Annotated in this window: 19 protein-coding genes and 1 pseudogene; 7 read left to right on the top strand and 13 right to left on the bottom strand. The window is 71.2% G+C overall.

Features of this window, described 5'->3' with window-relative positions; translation table 11 throughout:
- Nucleotides 1-323: 323 nt before the first annotated feature.
- Nucleotides 324-845: a GNAT family N-acetyltransferase gene (locus OG254_RS35385; protein ID WP_405589998.1), complete on the bottom strand. Its 522-nt coding sequence runs from the start codon at nt 843-845 to the stop codon at nt 324-326.
- Between OG254_RS35385 and OG254_RS35380 the strand changes: the two genes are divergently transcribed.
- From OG254_RS35380 to OG254_RS35370, 3 genes are all read left to right on the top strand, one after another.
- On the top strand, nt 844-1,434 hold the full coding sequence (locus tag OG254_RS35380; RefSeq protein ID WP_405589995.1) for a helix-turn-helix domain-containing protein: 591 nt from the start codon (nt 844-846) through the stop codon (nt 1,432-1,434). The two genes, OG254_RS35385 and OG254_RS35380, sit on opposite strands and share 2 nt — an antisense overlap.
- Nucleotides 1,431-2,585, top strand: a complete 1,155-nt coding sequence (locus OG254_RS35375) for an MFS transporter (RefSeq protein ID WP_405589992.1) — start codon at nt 1,431-1,433, stop codon at nt 2,583-2,585. Before OG254_RS35380 ends, OG254_RS35375 begins: the two co-directional genes overlap by 4 nt.
- 127 nt (nt 2,586-2,712) lie before the next feature.
- A complete protein-coding gene (locus OG254_RS35370; protein WP_405589989.1) occupies nt 2,713-3,426 on the top strand; it encodes an NADPH-dependent F420 reductase in 714 nt (237 codons plus the stop codon).
- A gap of 58 nt (nt 3,427-3,484) precedes the next feature.
- On the opposite strand, the gene OG254_RS35365 is transcribed toward OG254_RS35370, so the two are convergent.
- Nucleotides 3,485-4,765, bottom strand: coding sequence for an AI-2E family transporter (locus OG254_RS35365; RefSeq protein ID WP_405589986.1), 1,281 nt, complete (start codon nt 4,763-4,765; stop codon nt 3,485-3,487).
- A gap of 60 nt (nt 4,766-4,825) precedes the next feature.
- Nucleotides 4,826-5,020 (bottom strand): DUF3046 domain-containing protein, encoded by a 195-nt coding sequence (locus OG254_RS35360; protein ID WP_351200474.1) that lies wholly within the window; start codon nt 5,018-5,020, stop codon nt 4,826-4,828.
- A gap of 80 nt (nt 5,021-5,100) precedes the next feature.
- On the opposite strand from OG254_RS35360, the gene OG254_RS35355 reads away from it, so the two are divergent.
- Complete coding sequence (locus OG254_RS35355; RefSeq protein WP_405589983.1) at nt 5,101-6,045, top strand: hypothetical protein; 945 nt, start codon at nt 5,101-5,103, stop codon at nt 6,043-6,045.
- Between the two features lie 6 nt (nt 6,046-6,051).
- Here the strand turns inward: OG254_RS35355 and OG254_RS35350 are convergent, their stop codons facing one another.
- From OG254_RS35350 to OG254_RS35340, 3 genes and pseudogenes are all read right to left on the bottom strand, one after another.
- The gene (locus OG254_RS35350; protein ID WP_148000791.1) at nt 6,052-6,360 is read right to left on the bottom strand and encodes an AzlD domain-containing protein; all 309 of its coding nucleotides are present in this window, start codon (nt 6,358-6,360) and stop codon (nt 6,052-6,054) included.
- Nucleotides 6,357-7,079 (bottom strand): AzlC family ABC transporter permease, encoded by a 723-nt coding sequence (locus OG254_RS35345; RefSeq protein ID WP_405589979.1) that lies wholly within the window; start codon nt 7,077-7,079, stop codon nt 6,357-6,359. The genes OG254_RS35350 and OG254_RS35345 overlap by 4 nt, the downstream gene beginning before the upstream one ends.
- Nucleotides 7,080-7,110: 31 nt before the next feature.
- Nucleotides 7,111-7,941: pseudogene (locus OG254_RS35340) on the bottom strand (AraC family transcriptional regulator); the annotation flags it as partial.
- Nucleotides 7,942-8,259: 318 nt separating this feature from the next.
- Between OG254_RS35340 and OG254_RS35335 the strand changes: the two are divergent.
- The 3 genes from OG254_RS35335 to OG254_RS35325 all read left to right on the top strand — a co-directional run bounded on the left by OG254_RS35335 (nt 8,260) and on the right by OG254_RS35325 (nt 14,979).
- Nucleotides 8,260-13,209, top strand: a complete 4,950-nt coding sequence (locus OG254_RS35335) for an ATP-dependent helicase (RefSeq protein ID WP_405589976.1) — start codon at nt 8,260-8,262, stop codon at nt 13,207-13,209.
- A 64-nt stretch (nt 13,210-13,273) separates the two neighbouring features.
- The gene (locus tag OG254_RS35330) at nt 13,274-14,182 is read left to right on the top strand and encodes a DNA-formamidopyrimidine glycosylase family protein (protein ID WP_405589973.1); all 909 of its coding nucleotides are present in this window, start codon (nt 13,274-13,276) and stop codon (nt 14,180-14,182) included.
- Nucleotides 14,183-14,214: 32 nt separating this feature from the next.
- On the top strand, nt 14,215-14,979 hold the full coding sequence (locus OG254_RS35325; RefSeq protein ID WP_405589970.1) for an SDR family NAD(P)-dependent oxidoreductase: 765 nt from the start codon (nt 14,215-14,217) through the stop codon (nt 14,977-14,979).
- Here the strand turns inward: OG254_RS35325 and OG254_RS35320 are convergent.
- The 7 genes from OG254_RS35320 to OG254_RS35290 form a co-directional block, all read right to left on the bottom strand.
- Nucleotides 14,927-15,217 (bottom strand): hypothetical protein, encoded by a 291-nt coding sequence (locus OG254_RS35320; protein WP_147994125.1) that lies wholly within the window; start codon nt 15,215-15,217, stop codon nt 14,927-14,929. The genes OG254_RS35325 and OG254_RS35320 overlap by 53 nt on opposite strands.
- Nucleotides 15,218-15,494: 277 nt before the next feature.
- Nucleotides 15,495-15,875, bottom strand: coding sequence for a helix-turn-helix domain-containing protein (locus tag OG254_RS35315; protein ID WP_030046881.1), 381 nt, complete (start codon nt 15,873-15,875; stop codon nt 15,495-15,497).
- A 109-nt stretch (nt 15,876-15,984) separates the two neighbouring features.
- Nucleotides 15,985-16,530: a CinA family protein gene (locus OG254_RS35310; protein ID WP_147994124.1), complete on the bottom strand. Its 546-nt coding sequence runs from the start codon at nt 16,528-16,530 to the stop codon at nt 15,985-15,987.
- Entirely contained in the window at nt 16,527-17,333 is an 807-nt protein-coding gene (gene pgsA, locus OG254_RS35305) for a CDP-diacylglycerol--glycerol-3-phosphate 3-phosphatidyltransferase (RefSeq protein WP_405589967.1), read from the bottom strand. The genes OG254_RS35310 and pgsA overlap by 4 nt, the downstream gene beginning before the upstream one ends.
- A complete protein-coding gene (gene rimO / locus OG254_RS35300) occupies nt 17,330-18,811 on the bottom strand; it encodes a 30S ribosomal protein S12 methylthiotransferase RimO (protein ID WP_405589964.1) in 1,482 nt (493 codons plus the stop codon). The genes pgsA and rimO overlap by 4 nt, the downstream gene beginning before the upstream one ends.
- Nucleotides 18,812-18,905: 94 nt before the next feature.
- The gene (locus OG254_RS35295; protein WP_351201468.1) at nt 18,906-19,742 is read right to left on the bottom strand and encodes a RodZ domain-containing protein; all 837 of its coding nucleotides are present in this window, start codon (nt 19,740-19,742) and stop codon (nt 18,906-18,908) included.
- Between the two features lie 284 nt (nt 19,743-20,026).
- Nucleotides 20,027-22,765, bottom strand: coding sequence for a DNA translocase FtsK (locus OG254_RS35290; protein ID WP_405589960.1), 2,739 nt, complete (start codon nt 22,763-22,765; stop codon nt 20,027-20,029).
- Between the last annotated feature and the right edge of the window lie 127 nt (nt 22,766-22,892).

Below are 22,892 nucleotides of genomic sequence, written 5' to 3'. Positions count from 1 at the left end.
GACGCTAACGCCTGCCACTGACAATGCGCCCCGACGCCCGTCCGGCCTGTGGATAACTCGGGCACTTCTCCGTCGAAACCGTGGCGAAATGCCTGCCGAGCGCCTCGCCGGCACTTCCATAAGAATGGATGTTCGATTTTCGTGTCAAGCGCACCACGCGGCACCTCAGCTCACAGCCGGACTGGGCGCGCCCACAGCCGGACTGGGTGCACCCACACCCGCACTGGACGCGCGCGCACCGCGACTGGACGCGCACGGACGGCCTCTTGAGCACCGCCACACATCAAGTCTGCGTCTTCGCCATCGGCTCGGGTCAGGTCAGGTCAGGCCAGCGCCAGCCTCATCAGCGTCAGGTCGAGCCACCGACCGAACTTCGTGCCCACTTCCGGGATCGTGCCGGCGTACTGGAACCCGAATCGCTCGTGCAGCCGGATCGACGAGGCGTTCTCCGCTTCGATGCCGGCGATCACGACATGGTGACCCGCCTCGCGCGCCGCGGCGATGAGCGCGTCGAGCAGCGCGGCGCCGATCCCGAGCCCGTGTCGGCCTTCGCGGACGTAGACCGAGTCCTCCACCGTGTGGCGATAACCGTCCAGCTCCCGCCACGGTCCGTAGACCGCGAACCCCGCCACCTCACCGGCCACGTCGGCCACGAACGCCGAGCCGCGCTCCAGATGGGCGGCGAGCCAGGCCGCCCCTTCGGCGGGGGACTGCGGAGTCTGCGTCCACAGGGCCGTCGAGTGCTCGATCGCGTGGTTGCGGATCGCGCGGATGGCCTCCATGTCACCGGAGTGCGCCGGGCGCACGGTCACCACCGCCCGCTCCTTCTCGTATATTGGATTCATGTCCAACATAGTAGATCCCCTGGTGGGGCAGATCGCGTCCCGCATCCGCACCGAACGGGAGCGCCGTCGATGGACCCTGGCCCAGCTCGCGGATGCCTCCGGCGTCTCTCAGGCCATGATCAGCAGGATCGAGCGCGGCGAGAGCAGCCCCACCGCCGTCGTCCTCGGCAAGCTGTCGGCCGCCTTCCAGCTCAGCGTCTCTTCTCTGCTCGCCCTCGCCGAGGGAACGCAGGACGCGGCGGACGGACTCGGAGAAGTGCGCCGCCGGGCCGGAGCCGCCGAGTGGCGCGACCCCGCCACCGGCTACCGGCGTCGCCAGATCACCAGCCCGCACTTCCCCGCGGAGATCGCCGAGATCCGTCTGCCCGCCGGCGCCCGCGTCCCGTACCCGGCCGCGGCCTTCGCCTTCGTCCGGCAGGTCGTCTGGGTCCTCGACGGCCATCTGACCTTCCACGACGGAGATACGGTCCACGAACTCGACGCGGGCGACACCATCGAACTCGGGGAGCCCACCGAGCGCGCCTTCGCCAACACCACCGACACCGCGTGTCGTTACGCCGTCATCCTCGCCCGCGCCACCCAGCCGTGACCCGGCCCCTCCCCCGGGGCGGCACGCTCCTCCTGGCCTCCATAGCCGGTACGGCGATCGCGAACAACTACGCCATCCAGCCCGCGCTCACCGCCATCGCCGCCGACCTGAGCGTCCCCGCCTCCGTGATCGGCCTCGTCCCCACCGCCGCACTGGTCGGCTGCATGATCGGCTTCGCCGTACTGCTGCCCCTCACCGACCACCTCGCCCCGAGTCGCCTGGTCACCGCGCAGCTCGGCGCACTGGCCCTCGCCCTCGCCCTTGCCGCGTCCGCGCCCGGCCCGGTCCCGCTCCTGGCCGCCTATGTGCTCATCGGGGCCGCCGCCGGCGTCGCGGCGCAGGCCGGCAACATCGCCGGCCGACACGCCCCGCCAGAGCGCCGTGGAACGGACGTCGCAACCGTCGCCGCCGGAATGTCGGCCGGCATCCTGCTCAGCCGTCTTGCGGGAGGGGCGCTCGCCGACATGGTCGGTTGGCGGCGGATGCTGCTCGTCTTCGCCGCCGTCGCCCTGCTCGGCGCGATCGCCGCCTTCACGCGCCTGCCCCGGCAACGGCCCCGCCCCCTGCCCCGGCCCGACCGCGGCTACCGCGCCACCCTCGCCTCACTTCCCCCACTCCTGCGCCAGCATCCGCAACTGCGACGCGCCGTGGCCAGGGGTGGCCTGTGGTATTTCGCCTTCAACCTCGTCTGGGTCGCCCTCACCCTCACCCTGGCTCAGCCACCCCACTCACTGAAGCCGACCGCCATCGGTCTGTACAGCCTGGCCGGACTCCTCGGCTTCGCCGCGCTCCCCGTCACCGGACGCCTCACCGACCGGTACACGCCCCAAGCGGTGATCGTCGCCTGCATGCTGACCGCGGCGGCCGGAACCGCACTGCTCGCCACCGGTCTGAACAGCCCGCCCGCCACAGCACTCGGACTCGCCCTGTTCGACGCGGGCTGTTTCGCCGCCCAGGCCGCCAACCAGAGCCGTGTCATCGCCCTGGACCCCGGACGCTCCGGCAGCCTCAGCAGCGTCTACCTGGTGCTCTACTTCACCATCGGCGCCCTGGGCACGGCCCTCGCCGCACCCCTCCTCGACACCGTCGGCTGGCAGGGCACCGCCCTCACCGCCATCGCCGCGCTGCTCCTGGCCGCCGTCATCCGCTAGGCCGTTCGCCGTCTGCGTGGGGCTATCGGCACCCGCCGCCGCCACCCCGTCAAATAGGACACGAATTGGCCTAGAGCCCCCCTACCGTGAGCGCTGTCCGCACAGAGCAAAACGGAAGATTCCCCCCATGAAGATCGCTGTTCTCGGTACCGGTGGCGGTGCCCGCGCCCATGTCGTCAAGCTGCTGGAGCTGGGTCACGAAGTGTTCGTCGGTACCCGCGACGTCGACGCGACACTGGCTCGGACCGAGCCGGACATGATGGGCAACCCGCCCTACAAGGAGTTCCTCGCGGATCACCCCGGCGTCACGCTGCTGCCCTTCGGCGACGCCGCGGCCGCAGGCGAGCTGGTCATCAACGGCATCGACGGCCACAACGCGGTCCAGGCGCTGTCCGCCATCGCCGACCAGTTGGCCGGCAAGACGCTCGTCGACTACGCCGTCCCCTTCATCTACCAGCACGAGGCGGAGCACCCCTGGCCCACGCCGTGGGGCATCATGCCGAAGCTGGACCCCTGCGACACCGACAGCCTCGGCGAGCGGATCCAACGCGCTCTGCCCGCCACGAAGGTCGTGAAGTCCTTCGTCACCCAGGAACAGACCACCGTGGTCAACCCCCGGTCCGTCGCCGACGGCGACCACACGATGTTCCTCGCGGGCGACCACGCCGACGCCAAGCAGCAGACCATCGACCTGCTGAAGTCCTACGGCTGGAGCGACATCCTCGACCTGGGTGCCCTGGTCTGCGCCCGTGGCATGGAGATGCACTCCCCTCTCCACGAAGCCATCCGCTTCGGCCTCGGACAACAGGAAGGCCGCTTCGGCATCAAGGTCGTCCGCTGACCCACCCCGCCGACCGCCCCCGGAGGCGAGGCCAAGGGCTCGATCCGAACCCTCCGTCTCAGTCCGAGCCCTCCCCCGACCCTCCTGTTCCCTCCGGAGGCTGTTGTCCCGGTCGCCCGGGCCGGCGTATCCACAGCTCACGCGCGCGGGAGAACAGCTTGCGCCCCGTCCCCCGCTCCCGGTGCCCATGGACGCGGGGGTCGTCCGTGACGTCGTACCGCTTGACGTAGGCCCCCAGGAACGCCTGCAAGGTGGCGACGGCCGGGATCGCGATCAGCGCGCCCACCGCGCCGAGGAGTGCGGTGCCCGCGACGACCGAACCGAAGGCGACCGCGGGGTGGATGTCGACGGTCTTGGCGGTCAGCTTGGGCTGGAGCACATAGTTCTCGAACTGCTGGTAGACCACGACGAAGACCAGCACCCACAGCGCGTACCAGGGATCGACCGTGAACGCGATCAGCATGGGCAGGGCGCCCGCGAGATAGGTGCCGATGGTGGGGATGAACTGCGACACCAGACCCACCCACACGGCGAGCACGGGCGCGTACGGCACGTCCAGGCTCTCCAGCAGGATGTAGTGGGCTATGCCGGAGATCAGCGCCATCAGGCCGCGCGAGTACAGATAACCGCCGGTCTTGTTGACGGCGATCTCCCAGGCCCGCAGCACCTCGGCCTGCCTGGCGGGCGGCAGTACGGAGCACAGCGCGCGGCGCAGTCGGGGTCCGTCCGCGGCGAAGTAGAACGAGAACAGCGTGATCGTCAGCAGCTGGAACAGACCGCCGAGCACCTGCGCGGACACGTCCAGGACGCCGGTCGCGCTGTTCTGCACGTAGTTGCGCAGCCAGTCCGATCTGAGCAGGCCCTCCTGGACGTCGACCCGGCGCAGGTCGGTGTTGAAGTGCGCGTTGATCCAGTTGATGACGGAGTCGAGGTAGTTCGGGAAATCCTCGACGATCTTGATGATCTGGCCCGCGAGCATGGACCCCAGCAGCGTCACGAACCCGGCGGACGCGATGATCACGGCGAGGAAGACAACGGCGGTGGCCAGTCCCCGGCGCATGCCGCGCGAGGCCATCCAGCTCACCGCGGGTTCGATGGCAAGGGCCAGGAAGAACGCGATGAGGATGTTGATCAGCAGCCCGGTGAGCTGGTGAAAGGCCCAGCTGCCCAGCTGGAACACGCCGACGAGCGCCAGCGCGAGCACCATGGCGCGCGGCAGCCAGCGCGGCATGCGGGCGCCCGACCCGGCGTCGCCCGCACCCGGAGGCGGGTTGGGCGGCGTCGTGCCGAACGGGGACCCTTGCCGGGCGAACTGCCCGGTCTCGTCAGTGCGTGCCACGAAGCAAGTCTCACCTACGCCACTGACAATCGGCCCCGGTCCTGCGATCTTCGTTACCGGTCAGCGCTTCTCACCCGGAACGTTCATGACCGTACACACCACACGCCACACGTCCTTGGTGTCCCAGCCAGAGTCCAGCGCCTCGTGCACCGTGCGCCCGCCGAGCTCCGCCATCACGTGGTCGCGCGCGAAGGTGTCGGCGTTTCCCGGACCGAAGTGATCCGCCATCCGCTGCCAGAAGACCGTCAACCGCATGCGTCCAGTATCCCGCCCCTGAGGGTGGGCCTGCGCCGGGACCACTTGTCGAGACCGCTTTCCGTCCTACGGTCTGACGCATGCCCGAAACCGGAGCCTCCCCACTCCCCCCGACGCCCCCGGCGCGCTCCCCGCTCTTCCGCGCCGAGCAGTTCGTCTGGCTCACCGCACGCGTGCTGGAACAGCGCCTCTTCGCGTACCACTTCCTGAACGGCGCCCCCGACCCGGTGGAGACCGCGCTGGACGCGTACCGCAACGAGGACGGCGGGTACGGTCACGCGCTGGAGCCGGATCTGCGCGGCCCGGTGAGCCAGCCGCTGCACACCGGTCACGCCCTGCACGTCCTGGACGCCATCGAGCGCTGCGGCGGGCAGCGAGTGGACCGCGTGTGCCGCTACCTCACGTCGGTCTCCACCCCGGACGGCGCCCTCCCCACGATCCACCCCGCCCAGCGCGACTACCCCGCGGCCCCCTTCCTGCCGATCATGGCCGACCCGCCCAGCTCGCTCCTCGCCACCGGGCCGGTCGTCGGACTGCTGCACCGCAACGAGGTCTGGCACGCGTGGCTGTTCCGGGCCACGGACTTCTGCTGGCAGGCGGTCGAGTCCCTGGAGAAGTCACATCCGTACGAGATCGAGGCGGCCGTGGCCTTCCTGGACTCCGCTCCCGACCGCCCGCGCGCGGAGGCGGCCGCCGACCGACTGGGCCGCCTGGTGCGCGATCAGCAACTGGCGGCACTGGAGCCGGCCGGCCTCGACAGCTACCCGGTCCCGCCCGGCTACGCCCCCGGCGAGCACCACTTCCCGCACGACTACGCGCGCACGCCGCGCTCCCTGGCGCGCGCGTGGTTCACGGACGACGAGATGAGCCGCTCCCTGGACCACCTCGCCGACGAGCAGCAGGAGGACGGCGGCTGGCCCATCCGCTGGCGCCAGTGGGCACCGGGCATCCCGCTGGAGGCCCGCCCGATGGTGACCATCCAGGCGCTGCGCACGCTGCGCGCGTACGGCCGCCACATCGGCTGACCCACCTCACCCGCCCATGGCCCGCACGCCGGCGGTCACCACCACGGCGGCCCCGACGACCAGCAGGAACGGCGCCCGCAGGACGAGCGCCACGGCAGCCGCGGCGACCCCTGCCGCCCTGGCGTCCAGCACCAGCGCCTGCCCGTCGCCGAACGTCTGCTGAGCCGTGAGGGCGGCAAGGAGGGCGACGGGCAACAGCGCGGCAAGACGCCGCACGAGAGGCCTCTCCAGCGCGCCCGCGGGCACGAGCAGCCCGATGAGCTTGACGGCATAGCAGCCGACAACGGTGGCGCCGATGGCGATCCAGATACTCATCGCGCCCCCTCCCCCGCACGCCGCCCCTGCACCCACAGCACCACGGGCGCCGCGAGCGCGGCCACCAGTACGGGCACCCCGGCAGGCAGCACAGGCAACAACCCGAGCCCCAGAACCACCGCAAGACCGGCGACAGCACGCTCGGTGGCGGACGTCAGCATCGGCGCGAGCAGCGCCAGAAAGACAGCGGGCCCGGCCGCGTCGAGCCCCCAGGCATCGGTGTCACCGATGGCGTCCGCCCCGAGGGCACCCAGCAGGGTCGTGAGGTTCCACAGCACATACAGGCTGAGCCCGGTCACCACGAACCCGATCCGCGCACTGCGCCGCGTGGGCTGTGCCAGCGCGACGGCGGCCGTCTCGTCGATCACCCACTGGGCGGCGAACGGCCGCACAGCGCGCGTGAGCTTCAGCACCTGCGACAGCCGCAGTCCGTAGAAGGCGTTGCGCACCCCCAGGAAGAAGGCCCCGGCAGCAGCAGTGAGCGGGCTACCACCGGCCGCAAGCGCCCCCACGAGCGCGAACTGCGACGCTCCCGTGAACACCAGCAGGCTCAGCACACAGGTCTGCAGGAGCGTGAGCCCACTGCCCGCCGAAGTCACCCCGAAGGCGAACCCGGACAGCCCGACGGCGACCCCGACGCCCAGGGCGTCCCGTACGACGACGGCGTCGGGTTTGTCCCCGTCGACCTGCTGATCCGCCAGCACTCTCTGTTCTGCCACGCCCACGACGCTAGGCAACCCGCTACCGCAGGTCTTGTACGTTCTTGCGCTCGCGCTGATAGGCCCCCGGAGGCACCCCGACGATCCGGGCGAAGTGCCGATTCAGATGCGGTTGATCGGTGAACCCCACGGCGACAGCGGCCTCGGCCGGGGAGACCCCGGCGTCCAGCAGCCGCCGGGCCCGCCGCACCCGCGCATCGGTCAGCCAGGTATGCGGCGGCATCCCGTACACGTCCCGAAAGGCCCGCAGCAGGGCAAACGGACCGGTACCGAGATCGGCGGCCAACCGCTCCAGACTGGGCGGTTCGGCCATCCGCCCCTCCAGCACCTCACGCGCGCGTACGGCGACCTGAGCCCCCGCCGTCCGCACCTCCCGCTGCGGCAGCACCCCACCGTTCAACCGCAGCAGCCGCGTCACGGCAACCCGAAGCAAGGTGTCGGCAGCCAGCGCATTGCCCTCATCAGCGGCCCGCAACACCTGATGCACCAGCCCCACCGCATACGCATCATCGAGCACAGGCCGGACAAACCCCGGCGTCCCCCGAACAGAAGTGGTCTCGGCCGCGATCTCGGCCACCACCTCCGGCGACGGATAGACGGCCCCGTACTGCCACCCCTCGGGAACCCCCGCCCGCCCCGTATGCGGCGTATCGGGATTGACCAACGCAAGCGCACCGGCCCCCGCGTACTGATCGGCCCCCCGATGTTGAAAGACCTCCACGCCCTCCGCGATCGCGGCGATCACAAAGTGCTCATGGGTATGCCGCACAAAGGTCTTCCGTATGTACTGGGCCCGCAGCAGATCGACACCGGGCAACTCGGCGTATTGCCAGTGCCGCGCGAGCTCGCCAGAACGTGCCATACCCCCATTCTCCGCGAACGAGCCGACCCGCAACCGCCGCACCCCTACGGCGCGGCACCCGCGCACGGGGGCAAGGGGACGTGCCGGGGGGTGTCCGCCCGCAGCGGCGGGCGTCAAGAAACAGCACCCTCTGAGGCACAGCAACCGCCCGACCGAGGACGGACACGCCCCGGCACGGCCCCGACCCACCACACAACCGTTGGCGCTACGCGCACCCCCACCGAACAGCAACGGGCCGCCGCAGGCATCACCGCGCCCCCCACCCGGGCATTCCCGCAGCTCAGCCCAATTGTCAGTCCCGAGGTGCAGGATGGACGCATGGTCAGCACCCCGCACCAAGCCTTGGCCGGCTTCTCCCCCGCAACCCGCGGCTGGTTCACGGGTGCCTTCTCCGCGCCCACAGCAGCCCAGGCAGGCGCGTGGCAAGCCATCAACGAGGGCTCGGACGTGCTGGTCGTAGCCCCCACCGGCTCCGGCAAGACCCTCGCCGCCTTCCTCGCCGCCCTCGACCAGCTGGCCTCCACACCCCCACCGGCCGACCCCAGGAAGCGCTGCCGGGTCCTCTACGTCTCCCCCCTCAAGGCCCTGGCCGTAGACGTGGAGCGCAACCTCCGCAGCCCGCTCACGGGCATCCGCCAGGAATCCGTACGCCTGGGCCTCCCCGAGCCCGAGGTAAAGGTCGGCATCCGCTCGGGCGACACCCCCGCCGCAGAGCGCCGAGCCCTGGCCACCCGCCCCCCGGACATCCTCATCACCACCCCCGAGTCCCTGTTCCTGATGCTGACGTCAGCGACACGCGACGCCCTGACCGGCATCGAGACGGTGATCCTGGACGAGGTCCACGCGGTGGCGGGCACCAAACGCGGCGCCCACCTGGCGCTCACCCTGGAGCGCCTGGACGAGTTCCTCCCGAAGCCGGCCCGCCGCATCGGCCTCTCCGCGACGGTCCGCCCGGTCGACGAGATCGCCCGCTACCTCTCCCCCCGCCGCAAGGTGGAGATCGTCCAGCCGAAGTCGGGCAAGGAGTTCGACCTCTCGGTCGTGGTCCCGGTGGAGGACCTCGGCGAGCTCGGCGGCTCCCCGGTCGCAGAGAGCTCCGAGGGCACCGAACGCCCCTCGATCTGGCCGCACGTGGAGGAGCGCATCGCCGACCTGGTCCAGTCCCACCGCTCCACCATCGTCTTCGCCAACTCCCGCCGCCTCGCGGAACGCCTCTGCAACCGCCTCAACGAGATCGCCTACGAGCGCGCCACCGGCGAAACCCTGGACGAACACCACGCCCCGGCCGAACTCATGGGCGGCTCCGGCGCGGCCCAGGGCGCACCCCAGGTGATCGCCCGCGCCCACCACGGCTCGGTCTCCAAGGAACAACGCGCGCTCGTCGAGGAGGACCTCAAAGCCGGCCGCCTCCCTGCGGTCGTCGCCACGTCCAGCCTTGAACTGGGCATCGACATGGGCGCGGTGGACCTCGTGGTCCAGGTCGAGTCACCCCCGTCCGTGGCCTCCGGTCTCCAGCGCGTGGGCCGCGCGGGCCACCAGGTCGGCGCCGTCTCCACCGGCGTGGTGTTCCCGAAGTACCGCGGCGACCTGGTCCAGGCAGCGGTCGTCACCGAGCGCATGCGCACCGGCTCCATCGAGTCCCTCAGGGTCCCGGCCAACCCCCTGGACGTCCTGGCCCAGCAGATCGTCGCCATGACGGCCATGGACACCTGGCAGTTCGACGACCTCCTCGCCATGGTCCGCCGAGCCGCCCCCTTCGCCTCCCTCCCCGAGTCCGCCTTCACCGCGGTCCTCGACATGCTGGCCGGCCGCTACCCGTCCGACGCCTTCGCGGAGCTGCGCCCGCGCGTGGTCTGGGACCGGGTCGCCGGCACGATCACCGGCCGCCCGGGTGCACAGCGTCTCGCCGTCACCTCCGGCGGCACGATCCCCGACCGCGGCCTCTTCGGGGTCTTCCTCGCCGGAGCGGACCCGAAGAAGGGCGGCGGCAGGGTCGGCGAGCTCGACGAGGAGATGGTCTACGAGTCCCGCGTGGGCGACGTCTTCACGCTCGGCACGAGCTCCTGGCGCATCGAGGACATCACCCGCGACCGCGTCCTGGTCTCCCCGGCCCCGGGCGTACCGGGCCGGCTGCCCTTCTGGAAGGGCGACCAGCTGGGCCGCCCGCTCGAACTGGGCCGCGCGGTGGGCGCGTTCCTGCGCGAGGTCGGCTCACTGCCCAAGGACGACGCCCGTCTGCGCCTCGTCACCGCCGGCCTGGACACCTGGGCGGCCGACAATGTCCTGTCGTACCTGGACGAGCAGCGCGAGGCCTGCGGCCACGTCCCGGACGACCGCACGATCGTCGTCGAGCGCTTCCGCGACGAGCTCGGCGACTGGCGCGTCGTCGTCCACTCCCCCTTCGGTGCCCAGGTCCACGCCCCCTGGGCACTGGCCCTCGGCGCGAAGCTGTCCGAGCGGTACGGCATGGACGCGCAGGTCATGCACGCGGACGACGGCATCGTGCTGCGCCTGCCCGACGCCGATCTGATGAACCTGGACCTGCTGGACCAGGAACCGCGAAAGGCCGGCACGGAGTACGACGCCGACCAGGCGCCCGTCGGCGCGGCGGACGTCGTTTTCGACAAGGGTGACGTCGACCAGATCGTCACCGACCAGGTCGGCGGCTCGGCCCTGTTCGCGTCTCGCTTCCGCGAGTGCGCCGCCCGCGCACTGCTGCTGCCGCGCCGTAGCCCCGGCAAGCGCACCCCGTTGTGGCAGCAGCGCCAGCGCGCCGCCCAACTGCTCCAGGTGGCCAGCGAGTTCGGCTCGTTCCCGATCGTCCTTGAGGCGGTCCGCGAATGTCTCCAGGACGTTTTCGACGTCCCGGGCCTGACAGAGCTCATGGGCGACCTCGAATCCCGCAAGGTGCGCCTCGTCGAGGTCACCACCGCCGAGCCGTCCCCCTTCGCCCGCTCCCTGCTCTTCGGGTACGTCGCCCAGTTCCTGTACGAGGGAGACTCCCCGCTCGCCGAGCGCCGCGCCGCCGCCCTGTCGCTGGACTCGCGGCTGCTGGCCGAGCTGCTCGGCCAGGCGGAGCTGCGCGAACTGCTCGACGCCGAGGTGCTGACGGAGCTGGAGCGCGAGCTCCAGTGGCTCACCGAGGACCGCCGCGTCAAGGACGCCGAGGGCGTCGCCGACATCCTCCGCCTCCTCGGCCCGCTCACCGACGCCGAGTTGGCCGAGCGGGGCGCGGAACCGCACTGGGCTCAGGATCTGGCCAGCGCCCGCCGCGCCATCAAGGTCCGCATCGCCGGCACCGACCACTGGGCGACGATCGAGGACGCGGGCCGCCTGCGCGACGCGCTCGGCACAGCGCTGCCGGTCGGCGTCCCCGAAGCCTTCACCGAGCCGGTGAAGGACCCGCTCGGCGACCTCCTCGCCCGCTACGCCCGCACCCACGGCCCCTTCACCTCGGCCACGGCGGCGGCCCGCTTCGGGCTGGGCGCGGCGATCACCGACGGCGCTCTCCAGCGGCTGGCGGCCGGCGGGCGCGTCGTGCAGGGCGAGTTCCACCCGGCCGGCATCGGCCAGGAGTGGTGCGACGCGACGGTCCTGCGCCGTCTGCGCCGGCGCTCCCTCGCCGCGCTGCGGCACGAACTGGAGCCGGTGCCGCCGGCCGCGCTCGCGCAGTTCCTGCCCCAGTGGCAGCACATCGGCAAGGGCCACGGCCTGCGCGGCATCGACGGACTGGTCCGCGCCATCGAGCAGTTGCAGGGCGCGTCCGTGCCGGCGTCGGCCCTGGAGAAGCTCGTCCTGCCGTCACGCCTGGCCAACTACACGCCCGCGATGCTCGACGAGCTCACCTCGGCCGGCGAGGTCGTCTGGGCCGGAGCCGGTTCACTCCCCGGCAAGGACGGCTGGGTCTCCCTCTTTATGGCGGACGCGGCCCCCCTGCTCCTGCCGCAGCCCCACCCCCTGGAGCTGACAGCACTGCACCAGTCCGTCCTGGACGCCCTCTCCGGCGGCTACGGCCTGTTCTTCCGCCAGATCGCCGACCAGGTCCGCGCCACCACCCACCCCGACGCAGCCGACCCTCACCTCGCCGACGCCCTTTGGGAGCTGGCCTGGTCGGGCCGCCTGACGAACGACACGCTGGCCCCCATGCGCTCCCTGCTGGGCTCGGGCCGCACCGCGGGTTCCACGGCCCACCGCGCCAAGCGCACCGTCCCCCGAGGCCGCTACGGCTCCCTCACGGCCGCCGCCCGCCCCGCCTCCCGCACTGGCCCGCCGACCGTGGCCGGCCGCTGGTCCGTGCTCCCGGCACACGAACCCGACCCCACGGTCCGCGCCCACGCCCTGGCCCGCACCCTCCTCGACCGGCACGGCGTGGTGACCCGCGGAGCGGTCAGCGCGGAGGGCGTCGAGGGCGGCTTCTCGGCGACGTACCGCATCCTGTCCGTCTTCGAGGAGAGCGGCCAGGCGCGGCGCGGTTACGTGGTCGAGGGACTCGGCGCCGCCCAGTTCGCGATGGACGGCGCGGTGGACCGCCTGCGCGCGGTGTCCAACGCCCGCGACCGCGGCGACGACCTGCCGGGCCCGGCCGCCCCCGACCCCTTCCGCTCACCTGTCTCCTACGACGGCCCAGGGAACCCCGGTGCTGACCAGGGCGACCCCCCGGCATACGACGCCGGCGGCACCGCCGCGTACGACATCCCCGACCTCGACCACGACTTCCTGGACGCCCACCTCGGACCGAGCGAATGGGTCTCGCCCCGCGACCTCGCCCCCGAGAGCGGCCGACGCACCCCGCATGGCCCCGCATGGCACAACGGCGGCACGCCCTACGGTCAAGGCCCGGGCCCCGGCTCCGCCCCCCACCGCCGCCCCACCCCCGACACCCGAGCCGTCGTCCTCGCCGCCGCCGATCCGGCGAACGCCTACGGAGCCGCCCTCGCCTGGCCCGATCCCCCCACCGAGGCCGGGCACAAGCCCGGCCGCAAAGCGGGCTCCCTGGTGGTCCTCGTCGACGGCGAGCTGACCCTCTACATGGAGCGCGGCGGCAAGACCCTGCTGGCCTGGCCCTCCGCCCCGGACACCGAACCCACCGACGACCCCCGCCTGCACACGGCAATGGACGCCCTCGCCTCGGCCGCCCGCGCGGGCTCCCTCGGCACGGTCACCGTGGAGCGCGTGAACGGCGCCTCCGCATTGACCTCCCCCATGGGCACCCTCCTGGAAGGAGCCGGCTTCATCGCGACCCCCAGAGGCCTGCGCCTGCGCGCCTGACCCCTGCCCGCCGCCGCCCCCGCCGCCCATCCGCGCGAGCCCCACCCCGTGCCACCCTTGACCCATGCCCGAAGGAGACACGGTCTGGCAGACCGCGAAGCGGCTCCACACCGCCCTCGCGGGCCGGACGCTCACCCGTAGCGACTTCAGGGTGCCCAAGTACGCCACGGTCGACCTCACGGGCCGCACCGTGCTGGACGTCACCCCCCGTGGCAAACACCTCCTCGCCCGCATCGAGGGCGGCCTGACGGTCCACTCGCATCTCGGCATGGAGGGCTCCTGGAAGGTGTTCGCCGACCAGCAGCGCTGGACAGGAGGCGCCGCCCACCAGATCCGCGTGATCCTCGCCGTCGCCCCCGACGCGACCGCCCCGGACGCCGCCACCCACGGCTCGACCGCCGCGGCCACCCGCCCCGCCCATACGGCCGTCGGCTACCGCCTCCCCGTCCTCGACCTCCTGCACACCGCCGAGGAGGACCGCGCCGTCGGCCACCTGGGCCCCGACCTGCTGGGCCCGGACTGGGACCCCGACCGCGCCCTCGTCAACCTCCTCGCGGACCCCGCCCGCCCCCTCGGCGAGGCCCTGCTGGACCAGCGCAACCTCGCCGGCATCGGCAATGTCTACAAGAGCGAGCTCTGCTTCCTGCTCCGCGTCACCCCCTGGCTCCCCATCGGCGCACTCCCCGCCGAGCACACCGCCCAACTGCCCGTCCTCGCCAAGAAGCTCCTGGAAGCCAACCGCGACCGCCTCGTCCGCAGCACGACCGGCCGCCGTGACCAGGACCTCTTCGTGTACGGCCGCGCCCGCCGCCCCTGCCTGCGCTGCACCACCCCGATCCGCGCGGCCGACCAGGGCGACGGTTCCCGCGAGCGCCCCACCTACTGGTGCCCGAACTGCCAGGCGGGCCCGGCCCCGCACACGACGCCCGGCACCGCCTCACGCGGCAGAACCCAACACCGTACGACTAATTGACGACCCGTCAGATTCACTCGTACCGTCCCTTCATGGCCGTCAAGGCGTACGACCTCACCGGACGCACCGCATTCGTCACCGGCGCCGCCAGCGGCATCGGCCGCGCGTCGGCCGTGCTGCTCGCCGAGGCCGGTGCCACCGTGCACTGCGCCGACCGTGACGCGCAGGGTCTGCACGGCACAGAGACCCTGATCAAATCGAGCGGCGGCAGCGCCCGCATCCACCACCTCGACGTCACCGATCGCGAACAGCTCCGCCAGGCGGTCGCCTCCTGCGAGCGGCTGGACGTGCTGGCCGCGGTCGCGGGGATCATGCACAGCAGCCCGGTCCTGGAGACCCGCGACGAGGACCTCGACCGTGTGCTGAACGTCAACTTCAAGGGCGTGCTGCACGCCTGCCAGGAGGCGGCCCGCGCGATGCTCGACCAGCGCGTACGGGGCAGCATCATCACCATGGCCTCGGGCGCCGTGGACACCGGCGGCCCCGGCCTGCTCTGCTACGGCGCGGCCAAGGCGGCCGTCGTACAGCTGACGAAGACGCTGGCCACGGAGATGGGTCCGCACGGCATCCGCGTCAACGCGGTCGCCCCGGGCTGGATCCGCACCCCCATGACGGACCGCCACGACGCGGCGGCGCAGGCTCACACGGAGACGTTCATGGCCCGCAGGTCGCCGCTGGGCCGGGTCGGCGAGGCGGAGGACGTCGCGCACGCGGTGCTGCACCTGGCGTCCGACGCGTCGTCCTTCACCACGGGGCAGATCCTGCGTCCGAACGGTGGGGTGGCGATGCCGTGGTAGCTGCCGTGGCGGCCCGCCCGGTCCGCCAGGCCCGCGCCCAGCGTCGCGGATCGACGGCTCCCACGGCCCGCGCCTTGGGCACACAGTGCACCGGCAACAGGCTCAGCCCCCACCCTCCGGCGGCGACGGCCGCCTCCAGCACCCCCGTGTCCGGCGCCAGCGCGAGCCGCAGCACGGCCCACCACCACAGCGCCCCGAACCCGAGAGCCACCCCCCAGCGCGCTATCGGCCGTGCCATCCACTCACCTCCAGCCCGAGGCTAGGCCGCCCGCTCACCGGCCGGGAGGGCGCAGCAACGGCACGAGGACCCGGCGCGGGCCAATGCCTTCACTCCGCGTCGGGCGCCGTCACAACCTCCACCATGACCGCCGGGCCACACCCCGGCAAACGGACCGGGCGCCCCCGTAACAGACGAAACCCCGGCCGCGCTCCCCCAGGTCTCCCTGGAGAAGCCCCGGCCGGGGCCTCGTACAACTCCTCAGCGCGTGGTCAGTCCACGCGCACCGGCGTCGCTGTCACGCGGCGACCACGTCCACCGCCTCGGAAGGCGCCTTGATGGTCACCCGTTCCGGTGGCACGCCGGTCACCGACACGGAACCCAGCATCGGACGGACCGACGCGGGTACAGGCTCGCTGGGTGTGGCCGCAGCAGACTGGGCCAGCTCCGCGAGGGCGAGCTCGTCGCTCACTTCCCGCATGAGCTCGGACATCCGTACGTCCAGCGCGTCGCAAATCGCGGCGAGCAGCTCGGAGGAAGCCTCCTTCTGCCCCCGCTCCACCTCGGAGAGATAGCCGAGTGAGACTCGGGCGGACGAGGAGACTTCGCGCAGAGTACGGCCCTGGCGCTGGCGCTGCCGACGCAGCACGTCACCCAGCAGGCGACGGAGCAGAATCATCGGTGGCTCCCTCCTCGGACCGCGTAGCCGCATCCTTCACGCCCCACCGTACCGCCTTGCGCCGCGGCCGTGCGGGGAGCGATGTCGTGTTCACTCAGGGCTGCAAACATCAAAACCCCCCGTTCTGTTCCGTATCCTGTGCCCGCTCATTCCCAGTGTGTTCGCTCGCAAGCTCCTTCAGGAGGAGCGCGAGTACGCTCCGTACACTCTCCATACGAATTTCCTCGCGGCCGCCGTTCAACCGCAGGGCCTCCACTTTTCCGCCACCGGCAGAACCGGAGCCAGGACCGATGGGCCCGTCCAGGGCGACGAAAACGGTCCCGACGGGGTGTCCGTCCTGCATGTCCGGCCCCGCCACACCGGTCGTGGCGATGCCCCAGTCGGCCCCCAGGGCCTTCCGCACGCCTACCGCCATTTGGGCCGCGACCTGCGGATTCACCGCTCCGCGCTGCTCCAGCAAGGTGGCGTCGACGCCGAGCAGCCGGTGCTTCAGCTCGGTGGCGTAGGCGGTTACCGAACCCCGGAAGACCTTTGATGCCCCGGGGACGGTTGTGATGTCCGCCGCAACCAGTCCGCCTGTCAGCGACTCGGCGACAGCGAGCGTCTCACCCTTCACTGTGAGTAGTCGCACCACGTCGGCGGCCCGGGAACTCACGCTTCCGTCTCCTCCAACGCGGCCTTGCGCTCGGCGATTCCCTGCCTGCGCAGCACAATGGCTTGTCTCACATAGTCGAGCCCGGTCAGCACGGTCAGGATGACCGCCGCAGCCATCACCCACCACCTCAGGGTGGCCAGCCACCCCGTCAGCGCCAGGATGTACATCCCGACTGCCACGCCCTGCGTGAGGGTCTTGAGCTTGCCGCCGCGGCTCGCCGGGATCACGCCGTACCGGATGACGATGAAACGCAGGAGCGTGATCCCGAGTTCCCGGCCGAGGATGACGATCGTCACCCACCACGGCAGATCGTCCAGTGCCGACAGACAGATCAGCGCCGCCCCCATGATCGCCTTGTCGGCGATGGGGTCGGCGATCTTCCCGAAGTCGGTGACGAGGTCGTACGTGCGCGCCAGATGACCGTCGAACAGGTCCGTGATCATGGCGATGGCGAAGGCCGCCCAGGCGAGTGAGCGCCACGCCGGGTCGTATCCGCCGTCGGCCAGCATCAGCGCGACGAATGCCGGCACGAGGACCAGCCGGAGCATGGTCAGGAGGTTGGCGATGTTCCAGACGCTGGCCTGGTTGACGGCCGCGGCCGCGATCTTCCCGCCGCGCGGGGATTTCGCACCGCCCTGGACACCGGTCTCGGCATCGCTCGCCGTGGAGCCGCCGGCCTTCGCTCCGCCGGCCTTCGCTCCGCCCGCTTTAGAGCCGCCCGCCTTCGACGAGCCCACCGCACTCGCCTTGCCCGCCGCACCCGCCGGGGAGCCACCCGCGGCGGACGCCGGAACTCCGGTCATCTGTCCGCCTCCTCACTACACGCGAGCGTGCCGAGCAGCGGCTCGGCCACCAGGTCGACACCTTCCGTACCGACCACCTTCGCCTCGACCATACGACCGACGCTCAGTCCCTCGCTGCTCGTGAGCAGCACCTGGCCGTCCGTCTCCGGCGCCTGGTGTGCCCCGCGGCCGTGCGCGCCGTCCGCCGAGTCCTCGGAGTCGACCGACTCGACGAGCACGTACACGCTCTCCCCGACGCGCTCCTCGGATCGCTGCGAGACGAGTTCCTCGGCCAGCCGGGAGACACGTGCCAGCCGCTCGGCGACGACGTCCTCGTCGAGCTTGTTGTCGTACGTCGCGGCCTCGGTGCCGTCCTCGTCGGAGTAGCCGAAGACGCCGATGGCGTCCAGCCGCGCGTGGTTCAGGAAGCGCTCCAGCTCCGCCAGGTCGGCCTCGGTCTCGCCGGGGAAGCCGACGATGAAGTTGGAGCGCACGCCGGCCTGGGGGGCCTTGCTGCGGATGGTGTCCAGCAGCTCCAGGAAGCGGTCGGTGTCGCCGAAGCGGCGCATCGCGCGCAGCACGTCGGGCGCGGAGTGCTGGAAGGACAGGTCGAAGTACGGGGCGACCTTCGGCGTCGAGGTCAGCACGTCGATCAGGCCGGGCCGCATCTCGGCCGGCTGGAGGTAGCTGACGCGGACACGCTCGATGCCGTCGACCTCGGCGAGTTCCGGCAGGAGGGACTCCAGCAGGCGGATGTCGCCCAGGTCCTTGCCGTAGGAGGTGTTGTTCTCGGAGACCAGCATGATCTCCTTCACACCCTGTTCGGCCAGCCACCGCGTCTCGTTCAGCACGTCGCTGGGCCGGCGCGAGATGAAGGAGCCGCGGAAGGACGGGATGGCGCAGAAGGAGCAGCGCCGGTCGCAGCCGGAGGCCAGCTTCACCGAGGCGACCGGGGTGCCGTCGAGACGGCGGCGCAGGGGCGCACGCGGGCCGGAGGCCGGAGCGAGCCCGTCCGGGAGGTCGACGGGCGCATGCCCGGGGAGCGCGACGTCGGCCGCCGACTCCTGCCGCTCGGCAGGGCTGATCGGCAGCAGCTTGCGCCGGTCGCGCGGGGTGTGGGCGGCGTGGATACCGCCGGACAGGATGGTCTGCAGGCGGTCCGAGATGTCCGCGTAGTCGTCGAAGCCAAGCACTCCGTCGGCCTCGGGAAGGGCCTCGGCGAGGTCCTTGCCGTACCGCTCGGCCATGCAGCCCACCGCCACGACGGCCTGGGTTCTTCCATGATCCTTGAGGTCGTTGGCCTCCAGGAGCGCGTCGACGGAGTCCTTCTTGGCGGCGTCGACGAAGCCGCAGGTGTTGACGACCGCGACATCCGCGTCCGCGGCGTCCTCCACGAGGTCCCAGCCGTCCGCCTCCAAGCGGCCTGCGAGCTCCTCCGAGTCCACCTCGTTACGGGCGCAGCCAAGAGTGACGAGTGCGACGGTACGGCGTTCAGGCATGGGCTCAAGACTACTTTGTCTCACTGACAGCCCACGTCGACGGGGTTGGCCGATCTTGGCCAACCCCGTCCTCACCTCGACCCTTCAGCCGGACTTATCCCGCCTGCGGGTCGCCCTTCGTGTACGTGAGGCGCTCCACGGCGCCGGGCTGCCAGTCGTCCTCGATCTTCTTGCCGTTGACGTAGAGGTCGATCGCGCCCGCGTCACCGAGGACCAGGTTGATCTTCTCGCTGTCCTGGAAGGTCTTGGTGTCGCCCTGCTTGAGGAGGCCGTCGAAGAGGAACCGGCCGTTGTGGTCCTTGGCCGCGATCCAGCTGCGTCCGTCGGCGGCGCTGACCTGGACGGTCACCTTGTCCTGCGGGACGGCGGCGATGGCGCTGTCCGACGGCTCCGGCTTGGGGTCCTTGGGCTTGTCGGTCTTCGGGGTGGGTGTGGTCTTGTCGGACGTCGGAGTCGAGCCGCCCTCGGCGACGGCCGACTTGCCGCCGTCGTCCCCGCCCTTGAAGGCGGTGAACCCGACGAACCCGACCACCGCGACGATCGCGGCGACCATGGCCGCGGTCCAGTTGGGCCCGCGCCGCTCGGGACGGATGCGCTCCGCCTCGAACAGGGGGGCGGCCGGGGTCGGCGCCGGTCGTCCGCCGTGCGAGGCGTCGTACTGGGCGAGCAGCGGGGCCGGATCGAGGTGGACGGCCTTGGCCAGGGTCCGGATGTGGCCACGGGCGTACACGTCTCCGCCGCAGGGGGCGAAATTGTCAGCCTCGATGGCCTGCACGATGGCGATGCGGACCCGGGTGGCGTTGGTGACGTCCTCGACAGTCAGCCCGGCATCGAGGCGCGCCTGCCTCAGGGCACGGCCGATCGAGGGGCTGGAATCCTCGGGGACGTCTTCGAACGGACGCTCGTTTTCAGGGGAGTTGCCGATGGACACGGGGGCGCCTTTCGAGCGTTTAAGCCACCTGTGCTGGAGGTTCAGTCTAGGGGGGTAACGAAAGGGTGGGGCAACCGGGCGGTAGGACTTTGTACGCCATCGGTATGGCCGGACACACCGATGGTGGGGCACGAGTTTGTCGCTTCCCTCAACTTGACGTACGCCGAAGGGGAACGGTTGCTCAATGATCCCTTACGGGTGAGTCACGATCGGACATCGGCCCATCGCTCACCCACCCACCCGCGAGGCGACCACTGCCTCCCGTATTCCGCGTCGGGCTCGCTTTATGCCTCCCCGCGGATCACGGCGAGCACTCCGTCCAGCTCATCAGGTTTCACAAGAACGTCACGAGCCTTCGAGCCCTCGCTCGGGCCCACGATGCCGCGGGACTCCATGAGGTCCATCAGCCGCCCCGCCTTGGCGAACCCGACGCGCAGCTTGCGCTGGAGCATCGACGTCGACCCGAACTGCGTGGAGACCACGAGCTCCGCCGCCTGGCACAGCAGGTCGAGGTCGTCGCCGATCTCCTCGTCGATCTCCTTCTTCTGCTTGGTCCCGACGGTGACGTCGTCCCGGAAGACGGGGGCCATCTGGTCCTTGCAGTGCTGGACGACGACCGCGACTTCTTCCTCGGTCACGAAGGCGCCCTGCATACGGGTCGGCTTGTTGGCCCCCATCGGCAGGAACAGCCCGTCGCCCTTGCCGATCAGCTTCTCGGCGCCGGGCTGGTCGAGGATGACCCGCGAGTCGGCGAGCGAGGAGGTGGCGAAGGCGAGCCGCGAGGGCACGTTCGCCTTGATCAGACCGGTGACGACGTCGACGGACGGCCGCTGCGTGGCAAGCACCAGGTGGATGCCGGCCGCGCGCGCGAGCTGCGTGATACGCACGATCGCGTCCTCGACGTCGCGCGGCGCCACCATCATCAGGTCGGCGAGCTCGTCGACGATCACCAGCAGATACGGATAGGTCTTGAGCTCGCGCTCACTGCCCTCGGGCGTCTTCAGCTTGCCGTCACGGATCGCCTGGTTGAAGTCGTCGATGTGCCGGTATCCGAACGCCGCGAGGTCGTCGTAGCGAAGGTCCATCTCCCGTACGACCCACTGGAGCGCCTCGGCGGCCCGCTTCGGGTTGGTGATGATCGGCGTGATCAGGTGCGGGATGCCCTCGTAGGCGGTCAGCTCGACGCGCTTGGGGTCGACGAGGACCATGCGGACGTCCTCCGGGGTCGCCCGCATCATCACCGAAGTGATCAAGCAGTTAATGCACGACGACTTACCGGAGCCGGTCGCACCGGCAACCAGCACATGCGGCATCTTCGCGATGTTGGCCATCACGTAGCCGCCCTCGACGTCCTTGCCGAGCGCGACCAGCATCGGGTGGTCGTCCTCGGCGGCGGCCGCGAGGCGCAGCACGTCACCGAGGTTGACCATCTCTCGGTCGGTGTTGGGGATCTCGATGCCGACCGCGGACTTGCCGGGGATCGGGCTGATGATCCGCACGTCCGGGCTGGCGACCGCGTATGCGATGTTCTTCGTCAGCGCGGTGATCCGCTCGACCTTCACGGCGGGTCCGAGCTCGACCTCGTAGCGCGTGACCGTCGGCCCGCGCGTGAAGCCGGTGACCCGGGCGTCGACCTTGAACTCGGAGAAGACGGTGGTGAGCGACTCGACGATGGCGTCGTTTGCGGCGCTGCGCGACTTGCCGGGCCCGCCGCGCTCGAGGAGGTCCAGCGACGGCAGGGAGTAGGTGATGTCGCCGGACAGCTGGAGCTGTTCGGCGCGCGGCGGCAGGTCGCGCATCTCCTCGGGCGCGGCCTTGGTGAGGTCGGGAACCCCGGACTTGGTCAGGTCCGGGATCTCGGACTTGGGGAGCTTCTCCTGCTTGGGCCGCGCGGCGGGGACGGGCGTCGGCACCGGGGTGGTCTCCGCGCGGTCGCCCACGCTGACGCCCTGGGTGAGGTCGGCGACGATCGGCGAGGGCGGCATCCCGTGCAGGACGGCACCGTCGAGCGCGGCAGCCGCGGCCGCCGCGACGTCCACAGCGTCCATGGGACGGTCCATCTCGGGCTGCGGCACCGCGGAGCGCCTCGGACGCCCGCGACGCCGCGAGAGGGCCTCCTGCTCGGCGCCGTCGGGGTCGTACGCATCACGCGCCGGCGCACGCCTGCGCGAACGTGACGCGGGCACCGCGTCACGCCACTGCTCGTCGTAGCGCTGCTCGTCGTCGGTGTAGTCGTCGTCCTCGTCGGGGTCGGGCAGGATGCCGAGCTTGATGCCCAACTGCCGCAGCCGCTGCGGGATGGCGTTGACCGGGGTGGCGGTGACGACCAGCAGCCCGAAGATCGTGAGCAGCGCGAGCAGCGGTACGGCGAGGACCTCGCCCATGGTGTGCGTCAGCGGGGTCGCCGCACCCCAGCCGATCAGCCCGCCGGCGTCCCTTATCGCCTGCATGCCGTCGCTGCGGGCGGGCGAGCCGACGGCGATGTGGACCTGGCCGAGCACGCCGATGACGAGCGCGGACAGGCCGATGACGATGCGGCCGTTGGCCTCGGGCTGCTCGGGGTGCCGGATGAACCGTACGGCGATGACCGCGAGCAGTATCGGCACGAGCAGGTCGAGCCGGCCGAAGGCGCCGGTCACGATGATCTCGACCAGGTCGCCGACGGGACCGCGCAGATTCGACCAGGTGCCGGCGGCGACGATCAGCGCGAGGCCGAGCAGCAGCAGCGCGATGCCGTCCTTGCGATGGGCGGGGTCGAGGTTCTTCGCGCCCTGCCCTATGCCGCGGAACACCGCGCCGACCGCGTGCGCGAGCCCGAGCCAGATGGCGCGCACGAGCCGGTACACGCCCCCGGTGGGGTTCGGCGCGGGCTTCGGAGGCGCGGCTTTCCTGGCCGCGGCCTTCTTCGCCGGCGCCTTCTTCGCGGGGGCTTTCTTGGCGGCGGCCTTCTTCGCCGGAGCCTTCGCTGAAGCGGCCGCCTTCTTCGCGGGCGGCTTCTTGGCTGCGGAGGAACGTGAGGCCATGGGTGTGAGGTTACCGGTGGAGAAGACAGCGGACACGTGTGCCCACTGCTTCACCCGTTCGTGTCGCCCTTGCGGAGGAGGCGAACTGACGCCGGTTCACGGACCGGTCACACACAGGACAATTGGG

The sequence above is a fragment of the Streptomyces sp. NBC_01092 genome, from assembly GCF_045039535.1.
Taxonomy (GTDB): domain Bacteria; phylum Actinomycetota; class Actinomycetes; order Streptomycetales; family Streptomycetaceae; genus Streptomyces.
This window is presented reverse-complemented; position numbering and strand designations above follow the sequence as displayed.